Source organism: Paracoccus sp. FO-3, assembly GCF_006386455.1.
Lineage (GTDB): Bacteria > Pseudomonadota > Alphaproteobacteria > Rhodobacterales > Rhodobacteraceae > Paracoccus > Paracoccus versutus.
Window position 1 is genome coordinate 21,971 of record NZ_VCBQ01000004.1, and the last position, 23,672, is coordinate 45,642.

Sequence of the window (23,672 nt, forward strand, 5' to 3'; positions counted from 1 at the left end):
TCATGGACGATCTTGCCAGCCTTATCGCCACCGACCAGATCCAGGTGGAAATCACCATCCGGCTGGGCGGCACGCAACTGACCGTCGCCGAGCTATCGCGCCTGCGGCCGGACGACGTGCTGACCCTGGACCAGGACATGTCGGACGGCGTCGAGATCTGCGTCGGCGACAAGGTCATCGCGCGGGGGGAACTGGTCTCGGGCGATGAAACCGGCAACCGGCTTTGCGTCCGCATCCTTGGCCCGGCCAGCGCATCGTGATCCGGCTTGCCCTTGTCCTTGTTGCTGCGTTGCTGCCGCCGCAAGTTGCGGCGGCGCAGGATCTGCCGCTGATCGACGCGGCGGGCCTCGATGCGGTGGTCGGCGGCATCGGCCGGCATTCGATCACCCTTCTGGCGGTGATGACGGCGCTGTCGCTGGCGCCGGGGATCGCCATCATGGTGACCTGCTTTCCCTTTATCGTGACCGTGCTGTCGATCCTGCGCCAGTCGCTGGGATTGCAGCAATCGCCGCCGAACATGCTGATCGTCAGCCTGGCCATGTTCCTGACCTGGTTCGTGATGAGCCCGGTGCTGACCGAGGCCTGGGAGGTTGCGGGCGCCCCCCTGCGCGATGGCGCGATCAGCGTCGAACAGGCGTTCCAGCGCGGCATCGTGCCCTTCCGCGGCTTCATGGAGCATCGCACCGACCCCGAGATGCTGGCCACCCTGGCCGAGATCGCCCCCGATCCCCAGGCATCGCCCGACCGGCTGTCGGTGCTGATCCCCGCCTTCATGCTGAGCGAGATCCAGCGGGCGTTCGAGATCGGCTTCCTGGTCGCGCTGCCCTTTCTCATCATCGACCTTGTGGTTTCGGCCGTGCTGATGTCGATGGGCATGATGATGGTGCCGCCCGTCGTGGTGGCCCTGCCCTTCAAGCTGGCCTTCTTTGTCGTCGTGGACGGCTGGGGCATGATTGCGGCCGCGCTGGTGCGCAGCTATCAATAACAAACCGTTCGCCGGACGTTCCGGGCCAGCCTGGGGCCGGCGCATCCGCAAGGTCATGTCGTTCCGATATTTTCAGGAGCAGCGAATTTGAACATCCGACCGGAAACGGACAGCAGGCCAGGTGGGGGCAGGGCGATGCCCCGCCTGCTTGCGCTGATCCTGGCGCTTTTCGCGGCGGCGCCGGCCATGGCCCAGGCCCCCCTGCGGGTCGAGTTCGTGCAGGTCGAGAAGGCCGAACTGACCTTTGACGCCGCCCTGACCGGAACCGTCCATGCCAAGGACAGCGTCGATGTCGGCTTCCGGCTGGGCGGCCGCGTGATCGAGGTGCTGGTGCGCGAAGGCGATCGCGTCACCCAAGGCCAGCCGCTGGCCCGGACCGATCCGGTGCAGCAGGAACAGGCGTTGCGCGTGGCGCAGGCGGCGGTCGCCTCGGCCGAGGCGGCTGAGGCCCAGGCCCGCCAGGCGCTGCAGCGCGCCGATGCGATGCTGAAGCGCGGCGTCGGCACGCGCGCCGCGCTTGACGCGGCAAGCCAGGCCCTGTCGGCGGCCAGCGGCGGGCTCGCGCAGGCGCGCTCCGCCCTGGGCCAGGCGCAGCGCGCGCTGGAGGATACGGTGATCCGCGCCCCCGGCGACGCCATCGTCACCGCGCGCCGGGCCGAGCCGGGACAGATCGTCGGGGCGGCGCAGGCGGTGATCTCGCTGGCTTCGGCCACCGGGCGCGAGGCGGTGTTCCAAAGCCCGGACACGCCGCTGCTGCGCGGTGCGATCGGCGCGCCGGTGACGCTGACTGGGATCGATTTTCCCGACCTGCACATGACCGCGCAGGTGACGGAGATCGCGCCGCTGGTCGATCCCGCCACCGGCTCGGTCACGGTGCGGGCCGAGATCGAGAACGCCCCGCCGACCGCCAGCCTGCTGGGCGCGGCGGTGCGGGGCGCGGTGCATTTCCCCGCAGGCAGCGGCATCGCCGTGCCCTGGACGGCGCTGACCTCGGTGGAGGGCGAGCCGGCGGTCTGGCTGGTGGGGGATGACAATCGCGTCTCTCTGGCGCCGGCTCGGATCGAGCGTTTCGCCAACGGCACGGTGATCCTGGGCGCCGGGGTGGAACCGGGGCAGACCGTGGTCGGGGCCGGGTCGCAGATGCTGTATCCCGGCCGCGTGGTCGCGGATGCAGCGGTAGAGGGGGAATGATGCGCAAGGCCCTTATGTCCGCGCTGTTGGTCCTGGTCGCGCTTGCCGGCGTCGCGGCCGCTTTCTCGTGGCCCTGGCAGAAATCCGGCGAGGTGACCGCCCCGGCCCCGCGCCCGGTGGCCAGCATCCTGGTCAGCGACGCCCAGGCGGCCGGCCATTCCATCCCCGGCGTGATCGCCGCGCGGATCGAGGTCGCCCTGGGCTTCCAGACCCTTGGCCGCGTGACCGCGCGCAATGTCGATGTCGGCGATGTCGTCCGCCAGGGCGACGTACTGGCCACGCTCAATCCCGACGACCTGCAGGGCGATGTCCGCGCCGCCCAGGCCGCGGTCGAGGCGGCGCAGGTGGAACTGCGCACCGCCCAGGCCACGGCCGAACGCACGCGGTCGCTGGCCAGCCGCAACGTCGCCTCGACCGCGCAGCTGGAACAGGCCGAACGCGCGCTGGCCGCGGCGCAGGCCGCCGAGCAGCAGGCGCAATCCGAACTGATCCAGGCCCGCGACGCCGAGGGCTTCGCCGAGATGCGCGCCCCTTTCGCCGGGGTGATCAGCGCGGTTTTCGTGAATGCCGGAGCCGTGGTCAGCGCCGGCGAGCCGGTGCTGCGGCTGTCCACCCAGGACGGCATCGAAGCGGTGATCGACCTGCCGGACATCGTGCTGTCGCGCGTGGGACAGGGCGATCCCTATGAGGTCTGGACGGAAAACGACCCCGGACGCATCGTGCCGGCGACGGTCTCGCAGATCGAGCCGGTGGCGGATGCCGCGACCCGGACCCGACGCATCCACCTGGCGCTTGGCGAGGATGCCGATTTCCGCCTGGGCGCGCTGGTGCGGGCCCGTCCCGCCGGCGCCGCCGCCGCGCGGCTGGTCCTGCCCCAGGCCGCCATCCTTGAACGCGACGGCGCCCAGCATGTCTGGGTGGTCAGCCGCGACGGCGACCAGGGCACCGTCGCTCTGCGCCGGATCGAGACCCTGGGGCCGCCGATCGGCGGGCGCGTCACCGTCGCCTCGGGCCTGGCCCAAGGCGAGGAGGTGGTGATCCGCGGCATCCATTCCCTGGCCGAGGGCCAATCCGTGGGACAAGGCGTGACACCATGACCAGAGGCGGCTTCAACCTGTCCGACTGGGCGCTGCATCACCGTTCGCTGGTGTGGTTCCTGCTGATCGTCTCGATGGTGGCGGGCACGCTCGGTTATCTGCGCCTGGGCCGCGAGGAGGATCCGAACTTCACCATCAAGATCATGGTGATCAGCGCCTCGCTGCCCGGCGCGACCATCGAGGACACGCTGGAACAGGTCACCACCCGGATCGAGACCAAGCTCGAGGAACTCGACGAGCTGAAGTTCACCCGCTCGGTCACCATGCCGGGGCAGTCGGTGGTCTACCTGGAGCTGGACCCGACGATCCGCGGCCCGCAGGTGCCCGAGGTCTGGAAGCGCGTGCGCAGCATGATGTCGGACATCCGCCCGGAATTTCCGCAGGAGTTCCAGGGATTCCAGTTCAACGACGATTTCGGCGACGTCTTCGGCAATATCTATGCCTTCACCTCGGACGGCTTTACCCAGCGCGAGCTGCGCGACCGGGTCGAGGACATCCGCAAGCAGGTCCAGGCCCTGCCCATGGCGGGTAAGACCCTGCTGCTGGGCGTGCGCAAGGAACGGATCTTCCTGGAGTTTTCCTCGGCCCGGCTGGCGGCGATGGGGCTGAACCACAACCAGGTGGTGCAGACGCTGGCGCTGCAAAACGCCATCTCGCCCTCGGGCATCGTGCAGGCCGGCCCCGAGCAGGTGCTGGTGCGCGTCGGCGGCCAGTTCGACGACGCGGCCGCGATCGCGGCGGTGAACCTGCGGGTCGGCGACCGCTTCTTCAACATCGGCGACGTGGCCACTGTGCAGCGCGGCTACGAAGACCCGCCGAGCGCGCTGTTTCGCTATAACGGCAAGGAGGCGGTCGGCCTTCAGATCGGCATGCGCGAGGGCGGCAATATCCTGGAATTCGGCGAGCAGGTCGATGCGCTGATGGCCGAGGTGGCCCGCGGCCTGCCCATCGGCATCGAGATGGCCAAGTTCGCCGACCAGCCGCATGTGGTGAACGAGGCCGTGGGCCATTTCGTCCAGGCCCTGGCCGAGGCGGTGGCCATCGTGCTGCTGGTCAGCTTCGTCAGCCTGGGCCTGCGCGCCGGGCTGGTGGTGACGCTGACCATTCCCCTGGTGCTGGCGATCACCTTCATCGTGCTGGACATCTATGGCATCACGCTGCAGCGCATCTCGCTTGGCGCGCTGATCATCGCGCTGGGGCTTCTGGTCGACGACGCGATGATCGCCATCGAGACGATGATCTCGCGGCTCGAGGTGGGCGACAGCCTGGAACGCGCCGCCAGCCATGCCTGGAGCTCCATCGCCTTCCCGATGCTGACCGGCACGCTGGTCACGGTGGCGGGCTTCATCCCCATCGGGCTGAACAGCTCGGCGGCGGGCGAGTTCACCTTTTCGCTGTTCGTGGTGATCGCCGTCTCGCTGATCGTCAGCTGGATCGTCGCGGTGCTGTTCGCGCCGCTGCTGGGCGTCACCATGCTGCCCGCGACCATGGCGCATAAGTCCGAGCGGCCGACCTGGCTGCGCCGGCAGTTCCACGGCCTGCTCCTGTGGGGCATGCGCCACCAATGGCTGACCATCGCCATCACGCTGGCCGTGTTCGCGGTTTCGGTCGTGGGCATGCGCTTCGTCGAGCAGCAGTTCTTTCCGACCTCGGACCGGACCGAGATCATCGTGGACGTGACCGAGCGCGCCAATGCCTCGATCGCCAAGACCGACGCCGATATGGCCCGGATCGAGGCGATGCTGGCCGAGGAACCGGACGCGCAGTTCTGGACCACCTATGTCGGCCGGGGCGCGCCGCGCTTCATCCTGTCGATGGACGTGCCCACGCCCGGTCCCTACATGGGCCAGATCGTGATCCAGACCCCGGACCTGGCGGCGCGCGACCGGCTCAAGGCGCGGCTGGCCGAATTCGCCGGGCGCGAACTGGTCGGCACCGACATCTATGTCAAGAACCTCGAGATCGGGCCGCCGGTGGGCAAGCCGGTGCAATACCGCGTCTCGTCGCCCGACCCGGAACAGGCGCGCGACGCGGCGCGCGAACTGGCCGCGGTGCTGGCGACCGAGCCGCGGCTGCGCGACATCGCGCTGGACTGGAACGAACCCGCCCGCGTGGTGCGGCTGCAGGTGAACCAGGACCAGGCCCGCCGGCTGGGCCTGACCAACGAGGACATCTCGGGCGCGCTTTCGGGCACCTTCAACGGCCGGACGATCACCCAGCTGCGCGACGGCATCTTCCTGATCGACGTCGTGGCCCGCGGCTCGCAGGCGGATCGCGAATCGCTGGAATCGATCCAGAACCTGCAACTGGCGACGCCGACCGGGATGCCGATCCCGCTCGCCTCGCTGGCCAAGCTGGAATACGATACCGAGCAGCCGCTGATCATGCAGCGCGACGGATTGCCGACGGTGACGGTCAAGGCCGCCATCGCCAGCAAGGACCAGCCCGCCACGCTGGTCGAGGCGCTGGCCGAAAAGGTCGCACGCTTCCAGGCCGGCCTGCCGCCCGGCGTCAAGGTCGTCGTCGGCGGCACGGTCGAGACCTCGGCCGAAAGCCAGCAGCCCATCGCCGCGGTGGTGCCGATCATGCTGCTGATCATGGCGACGCTGGTCATGGTGCAGATGCAGGGCTTCCGGCTGTCGCTGATCGTCTTTGCCGCGGCTCCGCTGGGGCTGATCGGCGTGGTCGCGGCACTGTTGCCCTTTGGCGTGCCGATGGGCTTCGTCGCCATCCTGGGCATCCTGGCGCTGATCGGCATCCTGATCCGCAACTCGGTCATCCTGGTGCATGAGATCCAGGAGCTGATCGCCAAGGGGCACGCGAAATGGGACGCGGTCTTCGAGGCATCGGACAGCCGCGCCCGCCCGATCCTGCTGACGGCGGCGGCGGCCAGCCTGGCGCTGATCCCGATCTCGCGGCAGGTGTTCTGGGGGCCGATGGCCTTCGCGATGATGGGCGGCATCATCGCCGGCACGCTGGTCACGCTGATCTTCGTCCCGGCGCTTTACTGTGCCGTCTTCCGGGTCCGACCGCCCGAGGGCGACCCGATGCCCGACCCCGAGGACCGCGCCCGCGCCGCCGCGCAAGAATAAGGCGCGGTGCGGGCGGGAAGGGTTCCGCTGGCGCGATGCGGATTGTCGTCCCCGGCGGTGCCTGGACGTGAGGCCGGCGACAGCAGCCCATCTTCGCCCTGTGGTGTAGGGCGGGCGGATGCGCGGATGCCGCGCCGGGGCCGGATTGCGGAGGCCGGGTCAGAACCCGGCCGCGACGTGTGCCGCCGGGAAGGACGGTCGCCCATCGCCCGGATGTCGCGACAATGTCCCTGCCGGAATCCACCGGGCCAAGAGAAGCGGGAAGAGGTTCCCGCAGCCATGGCGGGATCCTGGCTTTGACCCTGCGACAACGGAACGTGGCTGCCGCTGCCCGCCTTGCTGTGCCGCCACGAAGGCCATCCGGCCGACGGGCCGAAGATCACGACCGCGGCGAAACCGCCTGGGCATTCGCGCCAACGGGAACGACTCCGCCCGGTCCTCGCCTTCGGCAGGCGGCGCCTAGTGGCTGACAAGACATCGGCCCCGCTCAGCCCTCGGGGTCGGCGGCGATCTCGGCGGCGAAGGCGGTGCCGAACCGCTCGAGCCGCGCCTCGTCCAGATAGCGCGACAGCTCGCGCGGCCGGTCCTCGGCGATGCGGCGCAGGGCGGAGTTGCTGACGGAGAGCGGCTTTTCGGTGCCGTCCTCGCCGCGCGCCAGCCGGGACTGCGCCTCGGCCAGCCGGTCGAACAGGTCGCCCGAGGCACGGCCAGCCAGCGCCCGGCGCGCGGGATGCATCGGCGCGACCTCGCCGGCGATGACGCGCAGGAATTCCTCGCCATAGCTTTCCAGCTTTTTCGCGCCGACGCCGTTCACCCGCGCCATCTCGTCCAGCGTCCGGGGCCGGGTCTGCGCCATCTCGATCAGCGTGCGGTCGGGGAAGATGACATAGGCCGGCACCCGCGCCGCCTCGGCCAGCGCGCGGCGCTTGGCCTTGAGCGCGGACAGCAGCGGCGCGTCCTCTTCGTCGACCGAGGCGCGGACCACCACGGCGGGGCGCGCGCGGGCCATGGCGTCGCGGCGCAGGGTGATGCGCGTCTCGCCGCGCAGCACGGGATGGGCGGCGGCGGTGATGGCAAGGCCGCCATGGCGCTCCGGGTCGGGGCGGATCAGGTCGTGGCCCAGCATCTGCCGGATCACCGCCTGCCATTGCGGCTTGGCCATGTCGCGCCCGACGCCAAAGGTCGGCAGCCGGTCATGGCCCCGGCTGCGGATGCGGTCGGTCATGGTGCCGGTCAGCACGTCGATGACATGGCCCGCGCCATAGGTCTGGCCGGTGCGCAGGATGGCCGACAGCACCTTCTGCGCCGCCTCGGTGGCGTCGAAGCATTCGGGCGGGTTGTCGCATATGTCGCAATTGCCGCAGGGCCCGGCCTCTTCGCCGAAATAGCGCAGCAGGGCGACGCGGCGGCAGCCCGTCGCCTCGGCCAGGCCCAAGAGCGCGTTCAGCCGGGCGTGGTCGGCGGCCTTGCGTTCGGGCGGGGCCAGCCCCTCGTCGATCTGGCCGCGGCGCAGGCGGATGTCGTCGGGACCGTAAAGCGTCAGCGTCTCGGCCGGGGCGCCGTCGCGGCCGCCGCGGCCGATTTCCTGGTAATAGGCCTCGATCGACTTCGGCAGGTCGGCATGGGCGACCCAGCGGATGTCGGGCTTGTCGATGCCCATGCCGAAGGCCACGGTCGCCACCACGATCAGCCCGTCCTCGCGCTGGAAGCGCATCTCGACCTCGCGGCGCTGGTCGGGCTCCATGCCGCCGTGATAGGCGACGGCGGCAAGGCCGGCCTCGTTCAGCGCGCCGGCCAGCGTCTCGGTCTTGGCGCGGGTGCCGCAATAGACGATGCCCGACTGGCCGCGGCGGGCGGCGGCGAAATCCAGGATCTGCCGGCGCGGCCCGTCCTTGGGCTGGAAGGCCAGGTGGATGTTCGGCCGGTCGAAGCCGCGCAGGAAGATCTGCGGCTGCGCGCCGTCGAACAGGCGCTTGACGATCTCGTCGCGCGTTTCCGCATCTGCGGTGGCGGTGAAGGCGGCCAGCGGCACGGACAGCGCCCGGCGCAACTCGCCCACGCGCAGGTAGTCGGGGCGGAAGTCATGGCCCCACTGGCTGACGCAATGCGCCTCGTCCACGGCGATGGCCTGCACGCCCGCGCGGCGCAGCATCGGGATGGTCGCGCCCGAGGCCAGCCGCTCGGGCGCCATGTAGAGCAGCCGCAGCTCGCGCGCGTTCAGCGCGCGCAGAACCTCGCTGTTTTCCTCGTCCGAATTGCCGCTGGTCAGGGCGGCGGCGGCGACGCCCGCCTCGGTCAGCGCCCGCACCTGGTCGCGCATCAGGGCGATCAGCGGCGAGATCACCACCGTCAGCCCGTCCCGCATCAGCGCCGGCAGCTGGTAGCACAGCGACTTGCCCCCGCCGGTCGGCATGATCGCCAGCACGTCGCGGCCCGCGGCCACGGCATCGACGATCTCTTCCTGCCCCGGCCGGAAGGCATCGAAGCCGAAGACCTGCCGCAGAAGGGGCGCGGCCGACATCAGAAGCCGTAGAACCAGGCCGCGTTATTGGCAAGCGCGCGCTGCAGGATGATGATGCCGATGAAGACCACCAGCGGCGCCAGGTCCAGCCCGCCGGTATTGGGCAGGATCGAGCGGACGGGGCCGTAGATCGGCTCCAGCAGGCGGTTGAGCCCGCTCCAGATCTGCCAGATCAGCGGCTGGCGCAGGTTCAGCACCTGGAAGTTGATCAGCCATGACATGATGATATGGGCGATCATCACGAACCAGACCACGTCGAGTATCAGCATCAAGGCTTCGTAGAGCGTGCCCATTCCATCCCCTTCCGGCTGTTCCCCGGACAGGTAAGGCAGGCATCCGCATTGCGCAAGCAGCAAGCATCGCCGCCGCAGCGTTCCGATTGACGCGCCGCCGGTCCAAGGCTAGCCCCGCAGCCGTCCCAAAGGGAGGCCGCCCATGTATCCCATGCTCCGCTTTGCCAAGGAGATGCTCAAGTTCCGCAGCAGTCCCCGGATCGGGGTGTTGGAGGCGCATGTCTCGACCCATCGCTGCTGGCCCTGGGATCTGGACCCCTGGATCGAGCTGAACAACGGCCGCACCCTGACGCTTTACGACCTGGGGCGCCTGCCGATGGCGGTCAGGACCGGGATCATCGACACCCTGCGGCAGAACCGCTGGGGCATCACCGTCGCCGGCAATACCGTGCGCTATCGCCGCCGGATCAGGGCCTTCGACCGCTTCACCATGGTCTCGCGCACGCTGGGCTGGGACGCGCGCTTCCTTTACATGGAGCAAAGCATGTGGCGGCGGGGCGAGTGCTGCAACCACATGCTGCTGCGCGGGGCGATCACCTCGGACCAGGGCATCGTCGCCCCGGCGCGGCTGATGCAGGCGGCCGGGCGCGACCCGGAAAGCCCGGAACTGCCGGGCTGGGTGCAGGCCTGGATCGCGGCGGATGCCGGGCGGCCCTGGCCGCCGGTGCTGCCGCCCATCCTGCCGGACGAGCGCAATCCAGACTTGCCAGCCTGAACCGGCTGGGGCCTTATGCGCGCGGGCTGCGGGACGGGCGGCAGCACCGGCGGGCAAGAGGGGCGCGGCATGGAACGCAAACGCATCTGGGGCTGGTGGTTCTTCGACTGGGCCAGCCAGCCCTTTGCGACGCTGCTGCTGACCTTCATCTTCCCGGTCTATTACGCCGAGGTCGCCCGCCAGCACTATGCCGCGCAGGGCATGACCCCCGAGGCGGCGGGGGCGGCGGCGCAGTCGCTCTGGGGCTACGGGCTGAGCATTTGCGGCGTCATCATCGCGCTCCTGGCGCCGGTGCTGGGCGCCATCGCCGACACCAGCGGGCGCCGGCTGGTCTGGGTCTGGATCTTTTCCGCCTTCTACATGGCGGGCTCCTGGGGGTTGTGGTTCCTGATGCCGGACCAGCCGAACCTGCACCTGGCCATCGTCTGCTTCGGCATCGGGCTGATCGGCATGGAGTTCGCCACCATCTTCACCAATGCCCTGCTGCCGGGGCTGGCGCCGCATGGCGAGATCGGCCGCATCTCGGGCTCGGGCTTCGCCTTCGGCTACCTGGGGGGCGTGATCGCGCTGGCGATGGTGCTGCTGCTTTTGGCCGAGAATGCGCAGACCGGGCGCACCATGCTGGGCATCGCGCCGGTCCTGGGGCTTGATCCGGCGCTGCGCGAGGGCACGCGGGCTGTGGGGCCCTTTACCGCGCTGTGGTATCTGGTCTTCATGATCCCCTTTGCGCTTTGGGTGCCCGAGACGCGGGGGCCGCGCCGCCCGCTGCGGCTGGGCGCGTCCATGGCAGAGTTGGGCCGGCTGCTGGCCAGCCTGCGGCACCGGCATTCGCTGGCGGCCTGGCTGGTGTCGTCCATGTTCTCGCGCGATGCGCTGAACGCGCTTTACGCCTTCGGCGGGGTCTATGCCGGCACGGTGCTGGGCTGGCCGGTGTTCCTGGCCGGGGTCTTCGGCGTGGTCAGCGCCATCTCGGCCGCCGTCATCAGCTGGATCGGCGGCCGCGCCGACCGGCGCTGGGGGCCCAAGCCGGTGATCGTCGCCTGCACGCTGGTCCTGATCGCGGTCTGCATCCTGATCACCGGCATGAGCCGCCAGCAGATCCTGGGCCTGCCGCTGGCCGAGGGCTCGCGCCTGCCCGATGTGCTGTTCTTCCTTTGCGGTGCGCTGATCGGCGGCGCGGGTGGCGCGCTGCAATCGGCCAGCCGCACCATGATGGTGCGCCACACCACGCCCCAGCGCGCCACCGAGGCCTTCGGCCTTTACGCGCTGTCGGGCAAGGCGACGGCTTTCCTGGCACCCTTGCTGATCGCCACGATGACGGATGTGACCGGAAGCCAACGGCTCGGCATCTCTCCGCTCATCGTGATGTTCCTTCTGGCGCTGGTTCTGCTAGGTTGGGTCAAAGCAAAAGGAGAGGCCGCGCAGTGATCCGCAAATTCCTGACCGCCGCCGTGCTGGCGCTGACCGGGCTTGGCCTGGTCCAGCCCGCCGGGGCCGACCCGCTGGCCCGCAACGTCTTCGGCGCCGTCCCCGGCCCGACCGGGGGCGCCCCGGTCTCGATCGGGTTCTATTCCAAGGGCTGCGTCTCGGGCGCCATGCAATTGCCGGAATCCGGCCCGACCTGGCAGGCCATGCGCCTGTCCCGGAACCGCAACTGGGGCCATCCCGAACTGGTCAGCTTCCTGATCGGCCTGTCGCAGGCCGCGCGTCAGGTCGGCTGGCAGGGGCTTTACATCGGCGACATGGGCCAGCCGCGCGGCGGGCCGATGACCTCGGGCCATGCCAGCCACCAGTCGGGGCTTGATGCCGACATCTGGATGCTGCCGCCGCAAAGCCTGCGCCTCAGCGCCGCGCAGCGCGAGAAGATCTCGTCGCAATCGGTGGTGAACAAGGCCGGCACCGCGCCCTCGGGCCTGTGGAGCGGCGGTCACATGGCGATCATGCGCGCCGCCGCCCGCGACCCGCGGGTCGAGCGCATCTTCGTCGATCCGGTCGCCAAGCTGGCGATGTGCCAGTCCGAGACCGGCGACCGCAGCTATCTGCGCAAGATCCGGCCGCTGGGTGGCCACGACTATCATTTCCACGTCCGCCTGGCCTGCCCGGCGGGCTCGGTCTGCCAGCAGCAGGACGTGCCGCCGCCCGGCGACGGCTGCGCCGAGGCCGCGGAATGGATCAAGAACCGCATCGACCCCAGCCGGATCAAGCCGGTGCCGCCCGATCCGAACTATCGCCATCCCCGCAGCTTCCGGCTAAGCGAGATGCCCCGTCAATGCCAGGTCGTCGCCACCGCCCGCTAAGGCGCGGCGGCACGGCCGGCGGCGCGGCAGGGCGGCCCCGCCGCCTGCCGGGCCTTGCGCTGGCGCTGCTGCTTGTCTCGGCCTCATCGGCCTGCGCGGCCGATCCCTCGCCTCCGCCCATGCCGAAGGTGGAATATGTCGCGACCTATGTCTGGCGGATGGAGGACGAGACATTCGGCGGCTTCTCGGGCATCGAGATCAGCGCCGACGGCAGCCGCTTCACCGCGTTGTCCGACCGCGCCACCATCCGCTGGGGCAGCGTCCAGCGCGATGCGCAGGGCCGCATCCGCGGGCTGGAGCTGGCCGGCCGCGCCCATCTGCGCGACAGCGCCGGCAAGCCGCTGAAACCCGGCTGGCAGGGCGACAGCGAGGGGCTGGCCATCGCCCCCGACGGCACGATCTGGATCAGCTTCGAGGGGCTGACCCGCGTCGCCCGCCACGACACGCCCGACAGCCCGGCCAAGCCCCTGCCCCGGCCGCCCGAGTTCAAGGCGATGCAGCGCAACTCCTCGCTGGAGGCGCTGGCGATCCTGCCCGACGGCACGCTGCTGACCCTGCCCGAGCGGTCGGGGGCGCTGACCCGGCCCTTTCCGGTCTGGCGCTGGCGGGAGGGCAAGTGGGACCAGCCCTTCGCGATCCCGCGCTCGGGCGACTGGCTGGCGGTCGGCGCCGACATCGGCCCGGACGGACGCTTCTACCTGCTGGAGCGCGACTTCAAGGGCCTCCTGGGCTTCCGCACCCGCGTCAGGCGCTTCGACCTGTCGGAAAGCGGCGTCTCGAACGAACGGGTGCTGCTGGAATCGCGGCCGCTGCAATATGACAATCTCGAGGGGATCTCGGTCTGGCATGACGGGCAGGGCATCCGCATCACCATGATCTCGGACGATAATTTCGGCTGGCTGCAACGCACCGAACTGGTCGAGTACCGGGTGGCGGAATGAGCCTTTCCGCCAGCATCGCCGCGCTGGACCGCGCCGTCGACAGCGCGCTGGCCGAGCGGCGAATCGTCGGCTGCGTGGTCCTGTTGGCCCAGGGCGGCCGGCTGGTCCATGCCCGCGCCGCCGGCCTGGCCGACCGCGAGGCCGGCCGGCCCATGCGGCAGGCGACCTGGCTGCGCTATGCCTCGGTCTCGAAGCCCTTCACCACCGTCGCGGCGCTGCGGCTGATGCAGGCGGGCCGGCTGTCGCCCGAGGACCGGGTGACGCGCTGGCTGCCGGATTTCGCCCCCGCCCTGCCCGACGGAACCCGCCCCGCGATTACCGTGGACCAGCTGATGTCGCATCTGGCGGGGCTGGACTACGGCTTCAACCAGCCGCCGGACGGCCCCTATGCCTGCGCCGGGGTCTCGGACGGGATCGGCGACAGCGGCATCTCGCTGGCCGAGAACCTGCGCCGCATCGCCTCGGTGCCGCTGGACCGGCCGCCGGGCACGCGCTGGCGCTATTCGCTGGCGACCGATGTGTTGGGCGCGGTGATCGAGGCCGCGGTCGACATGCCGCTGCCCGAGGCCATGGCCCGGCTGGTGACGGACCCCCTGGGCATCGAGGCCGGCTTCCAGGCCCCGGACGCCGTGGACTTGGCCGCGAACTACGCCGATGCCCGCCCCGAGCCGCAACGGATGTGCGGCCCGACCCGTGTCCGCAATCCGCTGCAACCCGAGCAAAGCTATGCCTACCTGCCCGAGCGCATCCGCGACCCCTCGGCCTATCCCTCGGGCGGCGGCGGCATGGCAGGGACGGCCGAGGCGGCGCTGGCGCTGCTGGAAACCCTGTGCGACGGCCCTTTCCTGGCCGAGAACCTGCGCGCCGAGGCCCGGCGCAACCGCATCCGCCAGCGCCATCCGCTGCGCGGTGCCGGATGGGGCCATGCCTGGGCGGGCGCGGTCGTCACCGACGCGGATGCGGCCGGCATCGGCTTGCCGCAGGGCAGCCTCGGCTGGGGCGGCATCTACGGCCACAGCTGGATCGTCGATCCCGCGCGCGGCCGCAGCCTGGTCGCGCTGACCAATACCGCGGTCGAGGGGATGAACGGCGCCTTTGCGGTGGAAATCGCCGCCGCGGCCGCGCTATAGACCAGCAAGCCCGTTGACAGAAGGGCCCGGCGGGCTTATGCGGCCTTGCCCCGACGGGGCCGAGTCTCCGCGACCTTGCCAAAACGGAAAACCAGACATGTCCCGTATCCTTCCCGGCGTCATCGCCATGGCCGCCGTCGTGGTGGCCTCGAACATCCTGGTCCAGCATCTGCTGGGCTCCTGGCTGACCTGGGGGGCGTTGACCTATCCGGTCGCCTTCCTCGTGACCGACATCATGAACCGGGTCTATGGCCCGGCCGCCGCGCGCAAGGTGGTCTATGCCGGCTTCGTGACCGGCGTGCTGTGCTCGGTCGTGGCCGCGGGGCTGGACAAGACCACGCTGCGCATCGCCATAGCCTCGGGCGCGGCCTTCCTTTCGGCGCAGCTGATGGACATCTCGGTCTTCAACCAGTTGCGAAAATACAACTGGTGGCTACCACCCCTGGCGGCCAGCGTCGCCGGTTCGATCCTCGACACTGCCGTTTTCTTCAGCATCGCCTTTGCCTCGCAGCTGACGCCGATCTTCCCGGCGGACGATGTTTCCTGGGCAAATGAACTGGTTCCGCTGCTGGGCCAGGGGCCCGTCCAGCCGCTGTGGGTTTCGCTGGCAGTGGCCGATTGCGGGGTGAAGCTTGCGCAGGCAGTCCTGGCGCTCGTGCCCTTCCGCATCGTCGTCGGAAATTTGATCCAGCGCCGCGCGCAAATTCATTGACTGTTAAAGGTTCTGTGGCAGGCTGGACCCCATAAGGCAACTTATTGAAAGGAGGTGGTCCAGTGTCGAGAGTGATATTGGAGAGAGGTGTCGGGACAGTCAGGGGGGCCGTGGCCTGAGGGCAGCCCCAAGGGTCGTAAACCCTGGCTGGGACGGTGGGCACCAACCCTAACCGGACCATCTCCGTGGATCTCGCGGGCCGTTCTCCAGGGGGGCGGCCCGTTCCATTTTCCGCTGCTTCGGCATTCGCGCATGCAGGGCATGCTTGGCGAAGCGTGAAAGGCAGTTCGGGTATTTATGGAACGAAGAAGCCGGGCCTGCGCTTCTTCGTTCCCCAAATACTCATGCGACAGTGCAGCCGAAGACCCGGCCCAGCTGAGGGCCGGGTCGTCAACGCAGGCTCAGAGACGTTCGATGGCCAGCGCGATGCCCTGGCCGCCGCCGATGCACATGGTGATCAGCCCCTTGCTGCCGCCGGTGCGCATCAGTTCATACATCGCCTTCACGGTGATGATGGCGCCGGTCGCGCCGACCGGGTGGCCCAGGGCGATGGCGCCGCCGTTCGGGTTCACCCTGGCGGGGTCGAGGCCGAGGCCCTTGTTCACCGCCAGCGCCTGGGCGGCAAAGGCCTCGTTCGATTCGATCACGTCGAAATCGCCGGCCTTCAGGCCGGTGCGCTTCAGCAGCGCCTCGACGGCCGGGACCGGGCCGATGCCCATGACCTCGGGGCGCACGCCGGCCACGGCATGGCCGAGGATGCGGAACAGCGGCTTGGCGCCCACCGCTTGCGCCGCTTCGGCCCGCGCCAGCACCAGCGCCCCCGCGCCGTCGTTGATGCCCGAGGCATTGCCGGCCGTTACCGTGCCGTCCTTCTGGAACACCGCCTTCAGCCCGGCCAGTTTCTCCAGGTCGGTCGCCTTCGGATGCTCGTCGGTGTCGAAGGCGACCACGCCCTTGCGGGTCTTGATCTCGATGGGGACGATCTGCTCCCTGAAGCGGCCCTCGGCGATGGCGGCGGCGGCGCGTTTCTGGCTTTCCAGCGCGAATTCGTCCTGCGCCTGGCGCGAGATGTCATGTTCGCGCGCGACGTTTTCCGCCGTCACCCCCATATGGCCGGTGCCCATCGGGCAGGTCAGCGCGCCGACCATCATGTCCAGCATCTGCACGTCGCCCATCTTGGCGCCGAAGCGCGCGGCGGGCACGGCATAGGGCGCGCGGCTCATCGATTCCGCGCCGCCCGCCACGGCGAAATCGGCGTCGCCCAGCATCAGCGCCTGCGTGGCCGAGACGATGGCCTGCGCCCCCGAGCCGCAGAGCCGGTTCACGTTCATCGCCGGCGTGCTGTCGGGCACCCCGGCCTCCAGCATCGCCACGCGCGACAGGTACATGTCGCGCGGCTCGGTGTTCAGCACATGGCCGAAGACCACGGTGCCGATGCGCTCGGGGCCGATGCCGGCGCGCTCGATCGCGGCGCGGGTCGCGGTCGCGGCCAGCTGGATCGGCGGCACGCCGGCCAGGCTGCCGCCGAAGGTGCCGATGGCGGTGCGCGCCCCGGACAGGATGACGATTTCATTGTCGGACATGATTCCCCCCGATTGCCGTTGGCATGATGTTACTGCTAGAGCCGCGATAGCACATCGAAAAGACCCGCCCCCTTGCGACCTTGCGGAAAGACGGCAGAATATGGCCATGACCCAGGATCCCCGCATCAGCCTGCGCCTGCATTTCGAATCCGGCCTGACCTTTGGCCGCGGCAAGGCCGACCTGCTGCAGGCCATCGACGACGAGGGCTCGATCTCGGCCGCCGGGCGGCGCATGGGGATGAGCTATCGCCGCGCCTGGTCGCTGGTCGAAGAGATGAATGCGCATTTTGCCGCACCCCTGGTGGACAGCAGCCGGGGCGGCGCCCATGGCGGCGGCGCCCAGCTGACCGAGCGCGGCCGGCAGGTGCTGGCCGACTACCGCGCGCTGGAGGTGCTGCTGCGTGACCAGGGCGCCGCAGAACTGGGGCGGCTGCGTGCGGGGCAGCGATCTGCTTCGGCGTAAATAACGGTTGCCAGCACGGGCAATGGCTGGTTATGTCCATCCAGACACAACGAATGGACCCGCCCGATGCGCCTGTCTTTCCTTGCCGCCGCCCTGATCGCGCTTGCGCCTGCCGCCCAGGCCGACGAGATCACCATCTTCGCTGCCGCCAGCCTCAAGGACGCGCTGGACGAGATCGCCGCCACCTGGCAGGAAAGCCATGGCGATACGGTGGTGATCTCCTATGCCGGCAGCTCGCAGCTTGCCAAGCAGATCCAGGAGGGCGCGCCGGCGGACCTGTTCATCTCGGCCTCGAGTTCGTGGATGGATGCGGTGCAGGAGTCGGGCGACATCGACCCGGCGACGCGCCGCGACCTGCTGGGCAATACGCTGGTGCTGGTCGGCACCGGCAAGCCGGCCGAGGCGCCCGTGACCGAACTGCCCAGCCTGCTGGGCGACGGCAAGCTGGCCATGGCGATGGTCGATTCCGTCCCCGCCGGGCAATATGGCAAGGAGGCGCTGACCTCGCTGGGCCTGTGGGATCAGGTCGAGGGCCAGGTGGCCCAAGCCGACAATGTCCGCGCCGCGCTGAAGCTGGTCGCCACCGGCGAGGCGCCGCTGGGCATCGTCTATGGCAGCGATGCCGTGGCCGAGCCGGGCGTGGGCGTGGTCGCGACCTTCCCGGTCGACAGCCATGAAAAGATCACCTATCCCGCCGCGGTGACGACGGGGGCCGATACGCCGCAGGCGGCGGCCTTTCTTGACAGCCTGTCGCAGGAACCGGCAAGGTCGGTCTTTGAATCGCAAGGCTTTACCGTCACGCAATGATCCCGACCGATTGGCTTGGCCCCCAGGAGTGGCAGGCCGTGCGGCTGTCCCTGCGGGTCGCCGCCGTCGCCACGCTGGCCGGCCTGCCGCCGGCCGTCGCCGTCGCCTGGCTACTGGCCCGGCGGCGCTTTCCGGGGCATGGGCTGCTGAGCGGCATCGTCCACCTGCCGCTGATCCTGCCGCCGGTCGTCACCGGCTACCTGCTGCTGGTCACGTTCGGCACGCAGGGGCCGGTGGGCAGCCTGCTGAAACCGCTGGGCATCGTCTTTGCCTTTCGCTGGACCGGCGCGGCGCTGGCCTGCGGCATCATGAGCTTTCCGCTGATGGTGCGCGCCATTCGCCTGGGATTCGAGGCGGTGGACCCCAAGCTTGAACAGGCGGCCGCCACGCTGGGCGCGCCGCGGGCCTGGATCTTCGTGACCGTGACGCTGCCGCTGATCCTGCCCGCGATCCTGGCCGGCGCCACGCTGGGCTTTGCCAAGGCGATGGGCGAGTTCGGCGCCACCATCACCTTCGTCTCGAACATTCCCGGCCAGACGCAGACGCTGCCCTCGGCCATCTATGCGCTGTTGCAGGTGCCCTCGGGCGATGCAGCGGCGCTGCGGCTGGTGCTGGTCTCGGTGGTGATCGCCATGGGGGCGGTGCTGGTGTCGGAATGGCTGGCCTGGCGCATGACCGCGCGCATGAATGGGCGCGCCGAGGGGCGGGCCTGATGCTGGAGGTCGCCTTTCGCCACGATTTTCCTGGGCTTGCGCTTGATGTCGCCTTCCAGGCACCGGGCGGGGTGACGGCGCTGTTCGGCCCCTCGGGCTGCGGCAAGAGCACGGCGATCAACGCCATCGCGGGACTGTTGCGCCCCGATCAGGGCCGCATCGCACTGGACGGGCGGGTGCTGTTCGACGGCAAGACCAACCTTTCGCCGCAGGCCCGGCGCATCGGCTGCGTGTTCCAGGACGCGCGGCTGTTCCCGCATATGACGGTGGCGGCGAACCTGCGCTACCCCTCGCGCTGGCGGCGCGGGGCGGCGCGGGACTTCGACCGCATCACCGGGATGCTGGCGCTGGAGCCCCTGCTGCATCGCCGCCCCGGCACGCTGTCGGGCGGCGAGCGCCAGCGCGTGGCCATCGGCCGCGCGCTGTTGTCGGACCCGGCGCTGCTGGTCATGGACGAGCCGCTGGCGGCGCTGGACGAGGCGCGCAAGGCCGAGATCATGCCCTGGCTGGAACGCCTGCGCGACGAGATCCGGCTGCCGATCCTCTATGTCAGCCATTCGGTGCCCGAGGTGCTGCGATTGGCGACGACGGTGGTGCTGATGCGGCAGGGGCGGGTGGTCCATTCCGGCCCGCTGGCCGCGATCCTGGCCGATCCCGAACTGGCCCCGCAGCTGGGCGCGCGCGAGGCGGGGGCGCTGATCCGCGCCACGGTCGAGGCGCGCGAACCCGACGGCATGGTCCGGGTCGCCACCGCCGGCGGGCCGATGCTGCTGCCCGGACTGGACCTGGCGCCGGGGCAGGCGCTGCGGCTGCGCATCCTGGCGCATGAGGTGATCCTGGCGCGCGAGGCGCCGCGGGGCCTGTCGGCGCTCAATCTGCTGCCGGTCACTGTGACCTGCGTCGAGGGCGGGCTGGTGCAACTGGCGCTGGGGCAGGGCGCGCAGCATGAGCGGATGCTTGCGCAGGTCACGCCGCGCTCGGTCAAGGCGCTGGAATTGCAGCCGGGAACCGCCTGCCACGCCATCGTGAAATCGGTTTCGGTCCTGCCCAGCTAGGACGGTCGAGCCTTTGTCATTTGCGCCTCGCCCCGGATTGCGCTTATCCTGCCCGCAAAAAACATGAGGGCAGTATGAACAGGTTTCTCAAGCTCGCCATCGTCGGGCTGGTGGCCTCTTGCGGAGGGGGCGGGAACTACAAGGCGCCGCGCAATCTGGAAAGCGCCTGCGCCATCGCGGCCGAACGGCCCGCCTACATGCGTGCGATGAAGGCGACCGAGCGGCGCTGGGGGGTGCCGGTGCATGTGCAGATGGCGACGATCCACCAGGAATCGAAATTCATCGGCAATGCCCGCACGCCGCATCAATATGCGCTGGGCATCATTCCGATCGGCCGGCAAAGCTCGGCCTATGGCTACAGCCAGGCGCTGGACAGCACCTGGGACGATTACCGCAAGCAGACCGGCAACCGCCGCGCCCGGCGCGACAATATCCGCGACGCCACCGATTTCATGGGCTGGTACATGAACGATTCGGCGCGGGTGCTGGGCATTTCCAAATGGGACGCCGCCTCGCAATACCTGGCCTATCACGAGGGCCGCTCGGGCTTTGCCAGGGGCTCGCACCACTCGAAGCCCTGGCTGATGGGCGTCGCCGGCAAGGTCCAGGCCCGGTCCGAGGCCTATCGCAGCCAGCTTGCCTCCTGCCGCTGACCCGGTTCGCCCGCCTATTGGCGGCGGGCGATCTCGTTCTGGATGGCGAAGGTCGAGGCGGGAAAGCTCATCCCGGTCTGCATGTCGCCCAGGATCACCGTGGTCCGCTTGCCGGTGTCGTCGGTCACCACCCATTGCCGCAGCTGGGTCGGATTGGCGGTAAAGACCATCTGGATATTGCCGTATTCGGGATGCTGCGGATCCTGCGCGGTGACGACGGTGGTGTTCTTCTTCTCGGCATAGCCGGTGACCATGCGCGCCCGGCTCAGGTCGATGTTGGGCGCCAGGATCAGCGACAGCGGCGTCTTGGACAGCGGGTATTGCTGCGGCGCACCGCGCGTCTTGCCGTCGAACACGGCGACGTTGCCGGCCGAGGCCATGACCAGCGTGCGGTCGCCCTTGTATTCGAAGCGCACCCGCTGCGGGCGCTGGATATAGACCACCCCGGTCGAGATCGAGCCGTCGGCATTCACCTGGGTGAAATCCGCCTTGGCGGTCTTGAGGCTGTTGAGATAGCGCGAGATCTCGTTCAGCGGGATCTTCTCGGCCAGGGCGGGAAAGGCCAGGGCCAGGCACAGGACGGGCGCAAGGGCGAGCGACTTCAGTTTCATGAGCGGAATGATACCGATTCTCCAATGACTTGCACATCACGTTCGCTGGATGCGCGGCGCCTCAACGCTGACGAAGGCGTGAGCGTTCCCTAAAGCCGCCGCCCGGTCAGCAGGCGCGGCATCGGCTCGAGGCTCAGCCCCGCCGCCTGGCGCATGAAGCCGCGCCGCAGGGGCGGGATGGCATCGACCAGGCCCATGCCGATCTCGCGTGCGGTGCGCAGCAGCGGATTGGCATTGGAAAACAGCGCGTTCACCCCGTCCATGCCAAGCGCCAGCGCCGTCGCATCGGGCCGGCGCCAGTCCTGATAGCGCGCCAGCACCAGATCGGCGCCGATGTCCTCGCCGCGGCGGCGGGCGGCGACCAGCACTTCGGCCAGCACCGCCACGTCGCGCAGGCCCAGGTTCAGCCCCTGCCCGGCGATGGGATGCACGCCATGCGCCGCATCGCCGACCAGCGCCCCCCGCGGGGCGATGTAGCGCTCGGCCAGGGTCAGGTTCAGCGGATAGGAAAAGCGCGGCCCGGCCAGCCGGATCTCGCCCAGGAAATCGCCGAAGCGCGGGCGCAGCACCGCCAGGAATTCGTCATCCGGCAGTTCCATGATCGCGCGGGCACTGGCCTCGGCCTCGGACCAGACGATCGAGCTGCGATTGCCCGGCAGCGGCAGGATCGCCAGCGGCCCGGTGGGCATGAAATACTGGTGCGCGGTGCCTTCGTGCGGCAGTTCGTGATCGACCGCCGCGACCAGTGCGATCTGGCCATAGTCATGGCCGATGCGCCGGATGCCGGCCCGCGCCGCCACGCCCGATTGCCGCCCGTCGGCGCCGACCAGCAGCCGGGCGCTGATGCTGCGGCCGTCCGACAGGGTGGCGCGGATCGCCGCGCCCTCGGCCTCTTGCCCGGTGACGGACAGGCCGGGCAGATGCGTGACCCGCCCCTGCATCGCGGCCAGAAGCGCGCGGTAAAGGAAGCGGTCCTCGAGCATGTAGCCCAGCCGGCCTTCCTCGAGCTCGGCGCCGTCGAAATGCAGGCCGAAGGGGCCAGCGCCTTCGCCCGGCGCGCCCTGTGTCGCCTCGACCTTGCGGATTTCCTGCGCGTTCGGCGCCAGCTCGGGCCACAGCCCCAGCGCGGCCAGCAGCCGCTGCGAGGCCAGCGCCAGCGCATAGGCGCGGCCGTCGAAGGCGGCGCCGGCGCGGGCATCGGCGGGGCGGGCGTCGGCCACCGCCACCGACAGGCCGGCATCGGCCAGGGCCAGGGCAAGGGCCGGGCCGTTCAGCCCGCCGCCCGCGATCAGGATGTCGAAATCGGTCCTCATGGGACGCAATATGACCGTCGGCCGGGCAATGTCCATGCGTCATGGCGGCCGCCAAGCGCATTGCGGGCCAGCCCGCGCCGGGATAGCCTGTGCATTATTTGGTATCTGGATTTGATCGGTCGGGGGAAGGGCATGGATTGGCTCAGGGCATCTGCGGCGGAACAGGGAAGGGCGATCCTGGCCGGGCTCATCAGCCCGGTCGAGCAGGCCGAGGCCTATCTGGACGCCGCGGCCCGCCATCCCTATGGCGACCGCATCTATGCCCGGCCGACCCCCGAGCGCGCGCGGGCCGAGGCCATTGCCGCCCATGACCGCGCCCGCGCCGGGCTGCGCCGCGGCTTGCTGGACGGGGTGGCGATCAGCTGGAAGGACAATATCGACAGCGCCGGCATCGCGACCGAGGCCGGCTCGCGCCTGCTGGAGGGCCGCGTGCCCCGGCAGGATGCCGCGATCCTGGCCGGGGCGACGCTGGACGGGCTGGTCTGCCTGGGCAAGACGCATATGACCGAGCTGGCCTTTTCCGGCCTGGGCGTGAACCCGCGCACGGCGACGCCGCCCAACAGCATCGACCAGGAACTGGCGCCGGGCGGCTCCAGCTCGGGCGCGGCGGTTTCGGTGGCGCTGGGGCTGGCGGCGGCTGCGGTGGGGTCGGACACCGGCGGCTCGATCCGGGTGCCGGCGGCCTGGAACGGGCTGGTGGGCTTCAAGCCGACCACGGGCGCAGTCAGCGGCGCCGGCATCGTGCCGCTGTGCCGCCGCTTCGACGTGGCCGGCCCCATCGCCCGCACGGTCGAGGATTGCGCCGAGCTTTTCGCCGTGCTGCGTGGCGAGCCCGCCCCCGACCTGGCCGATGCCAGCCCGCGCGGGCTGCGGCTGATGGTGCTGGACGGCGTGCCCTTCGACGAGGCGCGGCATGAGCCGGTCGCCGGCTTCGAGGATGCGGTGAACCGCCTGGCCCGCGCCGGCGCCCGCATTACCCATGCCGCGCCGCCCTGCGTGGCCGAGGCGATGGTGCTGGCGCCGCTGCTGTTCGCGCCCGAGGCCTATGGCATCTGGCGCGAGCAGATCGAGGCCGCGCCCGAGCTGATGCACCCGCCGATCCTGGAGCGCTTTCGCGGCGGCCAGTTCGTGCTGGCGGCCGATTACGTCGCCGCCTGGGAGGAGTTGGGCCGGCTGCGCGCCGATTGGGCGCGGCTGGTCGCCGGTTTCGACGCGGTGATCCTGCCCACGGCGCCGATCCTGCCGCCGCCGGTGGACCGGCTGCTGGCCGAGGAAGAGTTCTTTGCCCGCGAAAACCTGCTGACGCTGCGCAATACCCGCATCGCCAACCTGCTGGACCTGCCGGCGGTCAGCCTGCCGACCGGCCATCCGGCCTGCGGCATCACGCTGATGGGCCGCGCCGGCCAGGACCGCGCGCTGCTGGTGGCGGCCGCCGCGGCCGAGGCGGCGCTGCGCTGAGGCGTGGATTTTCCGGGAAAATCCGGCACGGACGGGCGCAAT

Annotated in this window: 22 protein-coding genes; 17 read left to right on the top strand and 5 right to left on the bottom strand. The window is 70.0% G+C overall.

Going from position 1 to position 23,672, the window contains the following annotated elements; translation table 11 throughout:
* The first annotated feature begins 2 nt into the window (after positions 1-2).
* The 5 genes from FE811_RS01725 (at position 3) to FE811_RS01745 (ending at position 6,365) form a co-directional block, all read left to right on the top strand.
* Complete coding sequence (locus tag FE811_RS01725; RefSeq protein WP_072461405.1) at positions 3-260, top strand: FliM/FliN family flagellar motor C-terminal domain-containing protein; 258 nt, start codon at positions 3-5, stop codon at positions 258-260.
* Positions 257-985, top strand: coding sequence for a flagellar type III secretion system pore protein FliP (fliP, locus tag FE811_RS01730; RefSeq protein ID WP_116223171.1), 729 nt, complete (start codon positions 257-259; stop codon positions 983-985). Before FE811_RS01725 ends, fliP begins: the two co-directional genes overlap by 4 nt.
* Before the next feature lie 135 nt (positions 986-1,120).
* A complete protein-coding gene (locus FE811_RS01735) occupies positions 1,121-2,176 on the top strand; it encodes an efflux RND transporter periplasmic adaptor subunit (protein ID WP_116223170.1) in 1,056 nt (351 codons plus the stop codon).
* Positions 2,176-3,273, top strand: a complete 1,098-nt coding sequence (locus FE811_RS01740; protein ID WP_244295376.1) for an efflux RND transporter periplasmic adaptor subunit — start codon at positions 2,176-2,178, stop codon at positions 3,271-3,273. The genes FE811_RS01735 and FE811_RS01740 overlap by 1 nt, the downstream gene beginning before the upstream one ends.
* Positions 3,270-6,365, top strand: coding sequence for an efflux RND transporter permease subunit (locus FE811_RS01745; RefSeq protein ID WP_116223168.1), 3,096 nt, complete (start codon positions 3,270-3,272; stop codon positions 6,363-6,365). The genes FE811_RS01740 and FE811_RS01745 overlap by 4 nt, the downstream gene beginning before the upstream one ends.
* Before the next feature lie 487 nt (positions 6,366-6,852).
* Here the strand turns inward: FE811_RS01745 and recQ are convergent, their stop codons facing one another.
* Both recQ and FE811_RS01755 read right to left on the bottom strand, forming a co-directional pair.
* Positions 6,853-8,886, bottom strand: a complete 2,034-nt coding sequence (gene recQ / locus FE811_RS01750; RefSeq protein WP_072461401.1) for a DNA helicase RecQ — start codon at positions 8,884-8,886, stop codon at positions 6,853-6,855.
* A complete protein-coding gene (locus tag FE811_RS01755; protein WP_036751557.1) occupies positions 8,886-9,179 on the bottom strand; it encodes a YggT family protein in 294 nt (97 codons plus the stop codon). Before FE811_RS01755 ends, recQ begins: the two co-directional genes overlap by 1 nt.
* A gap of 142 nt (positions 9,180-9,321) precedes the next feature.
* On the opposite strand from FE811_RS01755, the gene FE811_RS01760 reads away from it, so the two are divergent.
* The 6 genes from FE811_RS01760 (at position 9,322) to FE811_RS01785 (ending at position 14,974) form a co-directional block, all read left to right on the top strand.
* On the top strand, positions 9,322-9,894 hold the full coding sequence (locus tag FE811_RS01760; RefSeq protein ID WP_116223166.1) for an acyl-CoA thioesterase: 573 nt from the start codon (positions 9,322-9,324) through the stop codon (positions 9,892-9,894).
* A 69-nt stretch (positions 9,895-9,963) separates the two neighbouring features.
* Positions 9,964-11,322, top strand: a complete 1,359-nt coding sequence (locus tag FE811_RS01765) for an MFS transporter (RefSeq protein ID WP_072461398.1) — start codon at positions 9,964-9,966, stop codon at positions 11,320-11,322.
* Positions 11,319-12,191 carry a penicillin-insensitive murein endopeptidase gene (gene mepA / locus FE811_RS01770; protein ID WP_116223165.1) on the top strand — a complete coding sequence of 291 codons (873 nt, stop codon included), beginning with the start codon at positions 11,319-11,321 and terminating at the stop codon, positions 12,189-12,191. The genes FE811_RS01765 and mepA overlap by 4 nt, the downstream gene beginning before the upstream one ends.
* Positions 12,164-13,132, top strand: a complete 969-nt coding sequence (locus FE811_RS01775; protein WP_036751549.1) for an esterase-like activity of phytase family protein — start codon at positions 12,164-12,166, stop codon at positions 13,130-13,132. Before mepA ends, FE811_RS01775 begins: the two co-directional genes overlap by 28 nt.
* On the top strand, positions 13,129-14,262 hold the full coding sequence (locus tag FE811_RS01780) for a serine hydrolase (protein WP_116223164.1): 1,134 nt from the start codon (positions 13,129-13,131) through the stop codon (positions 14,260-14,262). Before FE811_RS01775 ends, FE811_RS01780 begins: the two co-directional genes overlap by 4 nt.
* Before the next feature lie 97 nt (positions 14,263-14,359).
* The gene (locus FE811_RS01785) at positions 14,360-14,974 is read left to right on the top strand and encodes a queuosine precursor transporter (RefSeq protein WP_036751545.1); all 615 of its coding nucleotides are present in this window, start codon (positions 14,360-14,362) and stop codon (positions 14,972-14,974) included.
* A gap of 401 nt (positions 14,975-15,375) precedes the next feature.
* On the opposite strand, the gene FE811_RS01790 is transcribed toward FE811_RS01785, so the two are convergent.
* Positions 15,376-16,557: an acetyl-CoA C-acyltransferase family protein gene (locus FE811_RS01790; RefSeq protein WP_116223163.1), complete on the bottom strand. Its 1,182-nt coding sequence runs from the start codon at positions 16,555-16,557 to the stop codon at positions 15,376-15,378.
* A gap of 106 nt (positions 16,558-16,663) precedes the next feature.
* Here FE811_RS01790 and FE811_RS01795 point away from each other — a divergent pair, with 106 nt between their 5' ends.
* The 5 genes from FE811_RS01795 to FE811_RS01815 all read left to right on the top strand — a co-directional run bounded on the left by FE811_RS01795 (position 16,664) and on the right by FE811_RS01815 (position 20,248).
* The gene (locus FE811_RS01795; protein ID WP_036751642.1) at positions 16,664-17,020 is read left to right on the top strand and encodes a winged helix-turn-helix domain-containing protein; all 357 of its coding nucleotides are present in this window, start codon (positions 16,664-16,666) and stop codon (positions 17,018-17,020) included.
* Positions 17,021-17,086: 66 nt separating this feature from the next.
* Entirely contained in the window at positions 17,087-17,827 is a 741-nt protein-coding gene (gene modA, locus FE811_RS01800; RefSeq protein ID WP_116223162.1) for a molybdate ABC transporter substrate-binding protein, read from the top strand.
* Positions 17,824-18,540, top strand: a complete 717-nt coding sequence (gene modB / locus FE811_RS01805; RefSeq protein ID WP_036751541.1) for a molybdate ABC transporter permease subunit — start codon at positions 17,824-17,826, stop codon at positions 18,538-18,540. The genes modA and modB overlap by 4 nt, the downstream gene beginning before the upstream one ends.
* Positions 18,540-19,595, top strand: a complete 1,056-nt coding sequence (gene modC, locus FE811_RS01810; protein ID WP_116223295.1) for a molybdenum ABC transporter ATP-binding protein — start codon at positions 18,540-18,542, stop codon at positions 19,593-19,595. Before modB ends, modC begins: the two co-directional genes overlap by 1 nt.
* 74 nt (positions 19,596-19,669) lie before the next feature.
* Positions 19,670-20,248, top strand: a complete 579-nt coding sequence (locus tag FE811_RS01815) for a lytic transglycosylase (RefSeq protein WP_116223161.1) — start codon at positions 19,670-19,672, stop codon at positions 20,246-20,248.
* A 14-nt stretch (positions 20,249-20,262) separates the two neighbouring features.
* On the opposite strand, the gene FE811_RS01820 is transcribed toward FE811_RS01815, so the two are convergent.
* Both FE811_RS01820 and FE811_RS01825 read right to left on the bottom strand, forming a co-directional pair.
* Positions 20,263-20,859: an outer membrane lipoprotein carrier protein LolA gene (locus FE811_RS01820; RefSeq protein ID WP_036751537.1), complete on the bottom strand. Its 597-nt coding sequence runs from the start codon at positions 20,857-20,859 to the stop codon at positions 20,263-20,265.
* Between the two features lie 89 nt (positions 20,860-20,948).
* Entirely contained in the window at positions 20,949-22,172 is a 1,224-nt protein-coding gene (locus FE811_RS01825; RefSeq protein ID WP_370362657.1) for a UbiH/UbiF/VisC/COQ6 family ubiquinone biosynthesis hydroxylase, read from the bottom strand.
* A 132-nt stretch (positions 22,173-22,304) separates the two neighbouring features.
* On the opposite strand from FE811_RS01825, the gene FE811_RS01830 reads away from it, so the two are divergent.
* Positions 22,305-23,630 (top strand): amidase, encoded by a 1,326-nt coding sequence (locus tag FE811_RS01830; RefSeq protein ID WP_116223159.1) that lies wholly within the window; start codon positions 22,305-22,307, stop codon positions 23,628-23,630.
* Positions 23,631-23,672 lie beyond the last annotated feature (42 nt).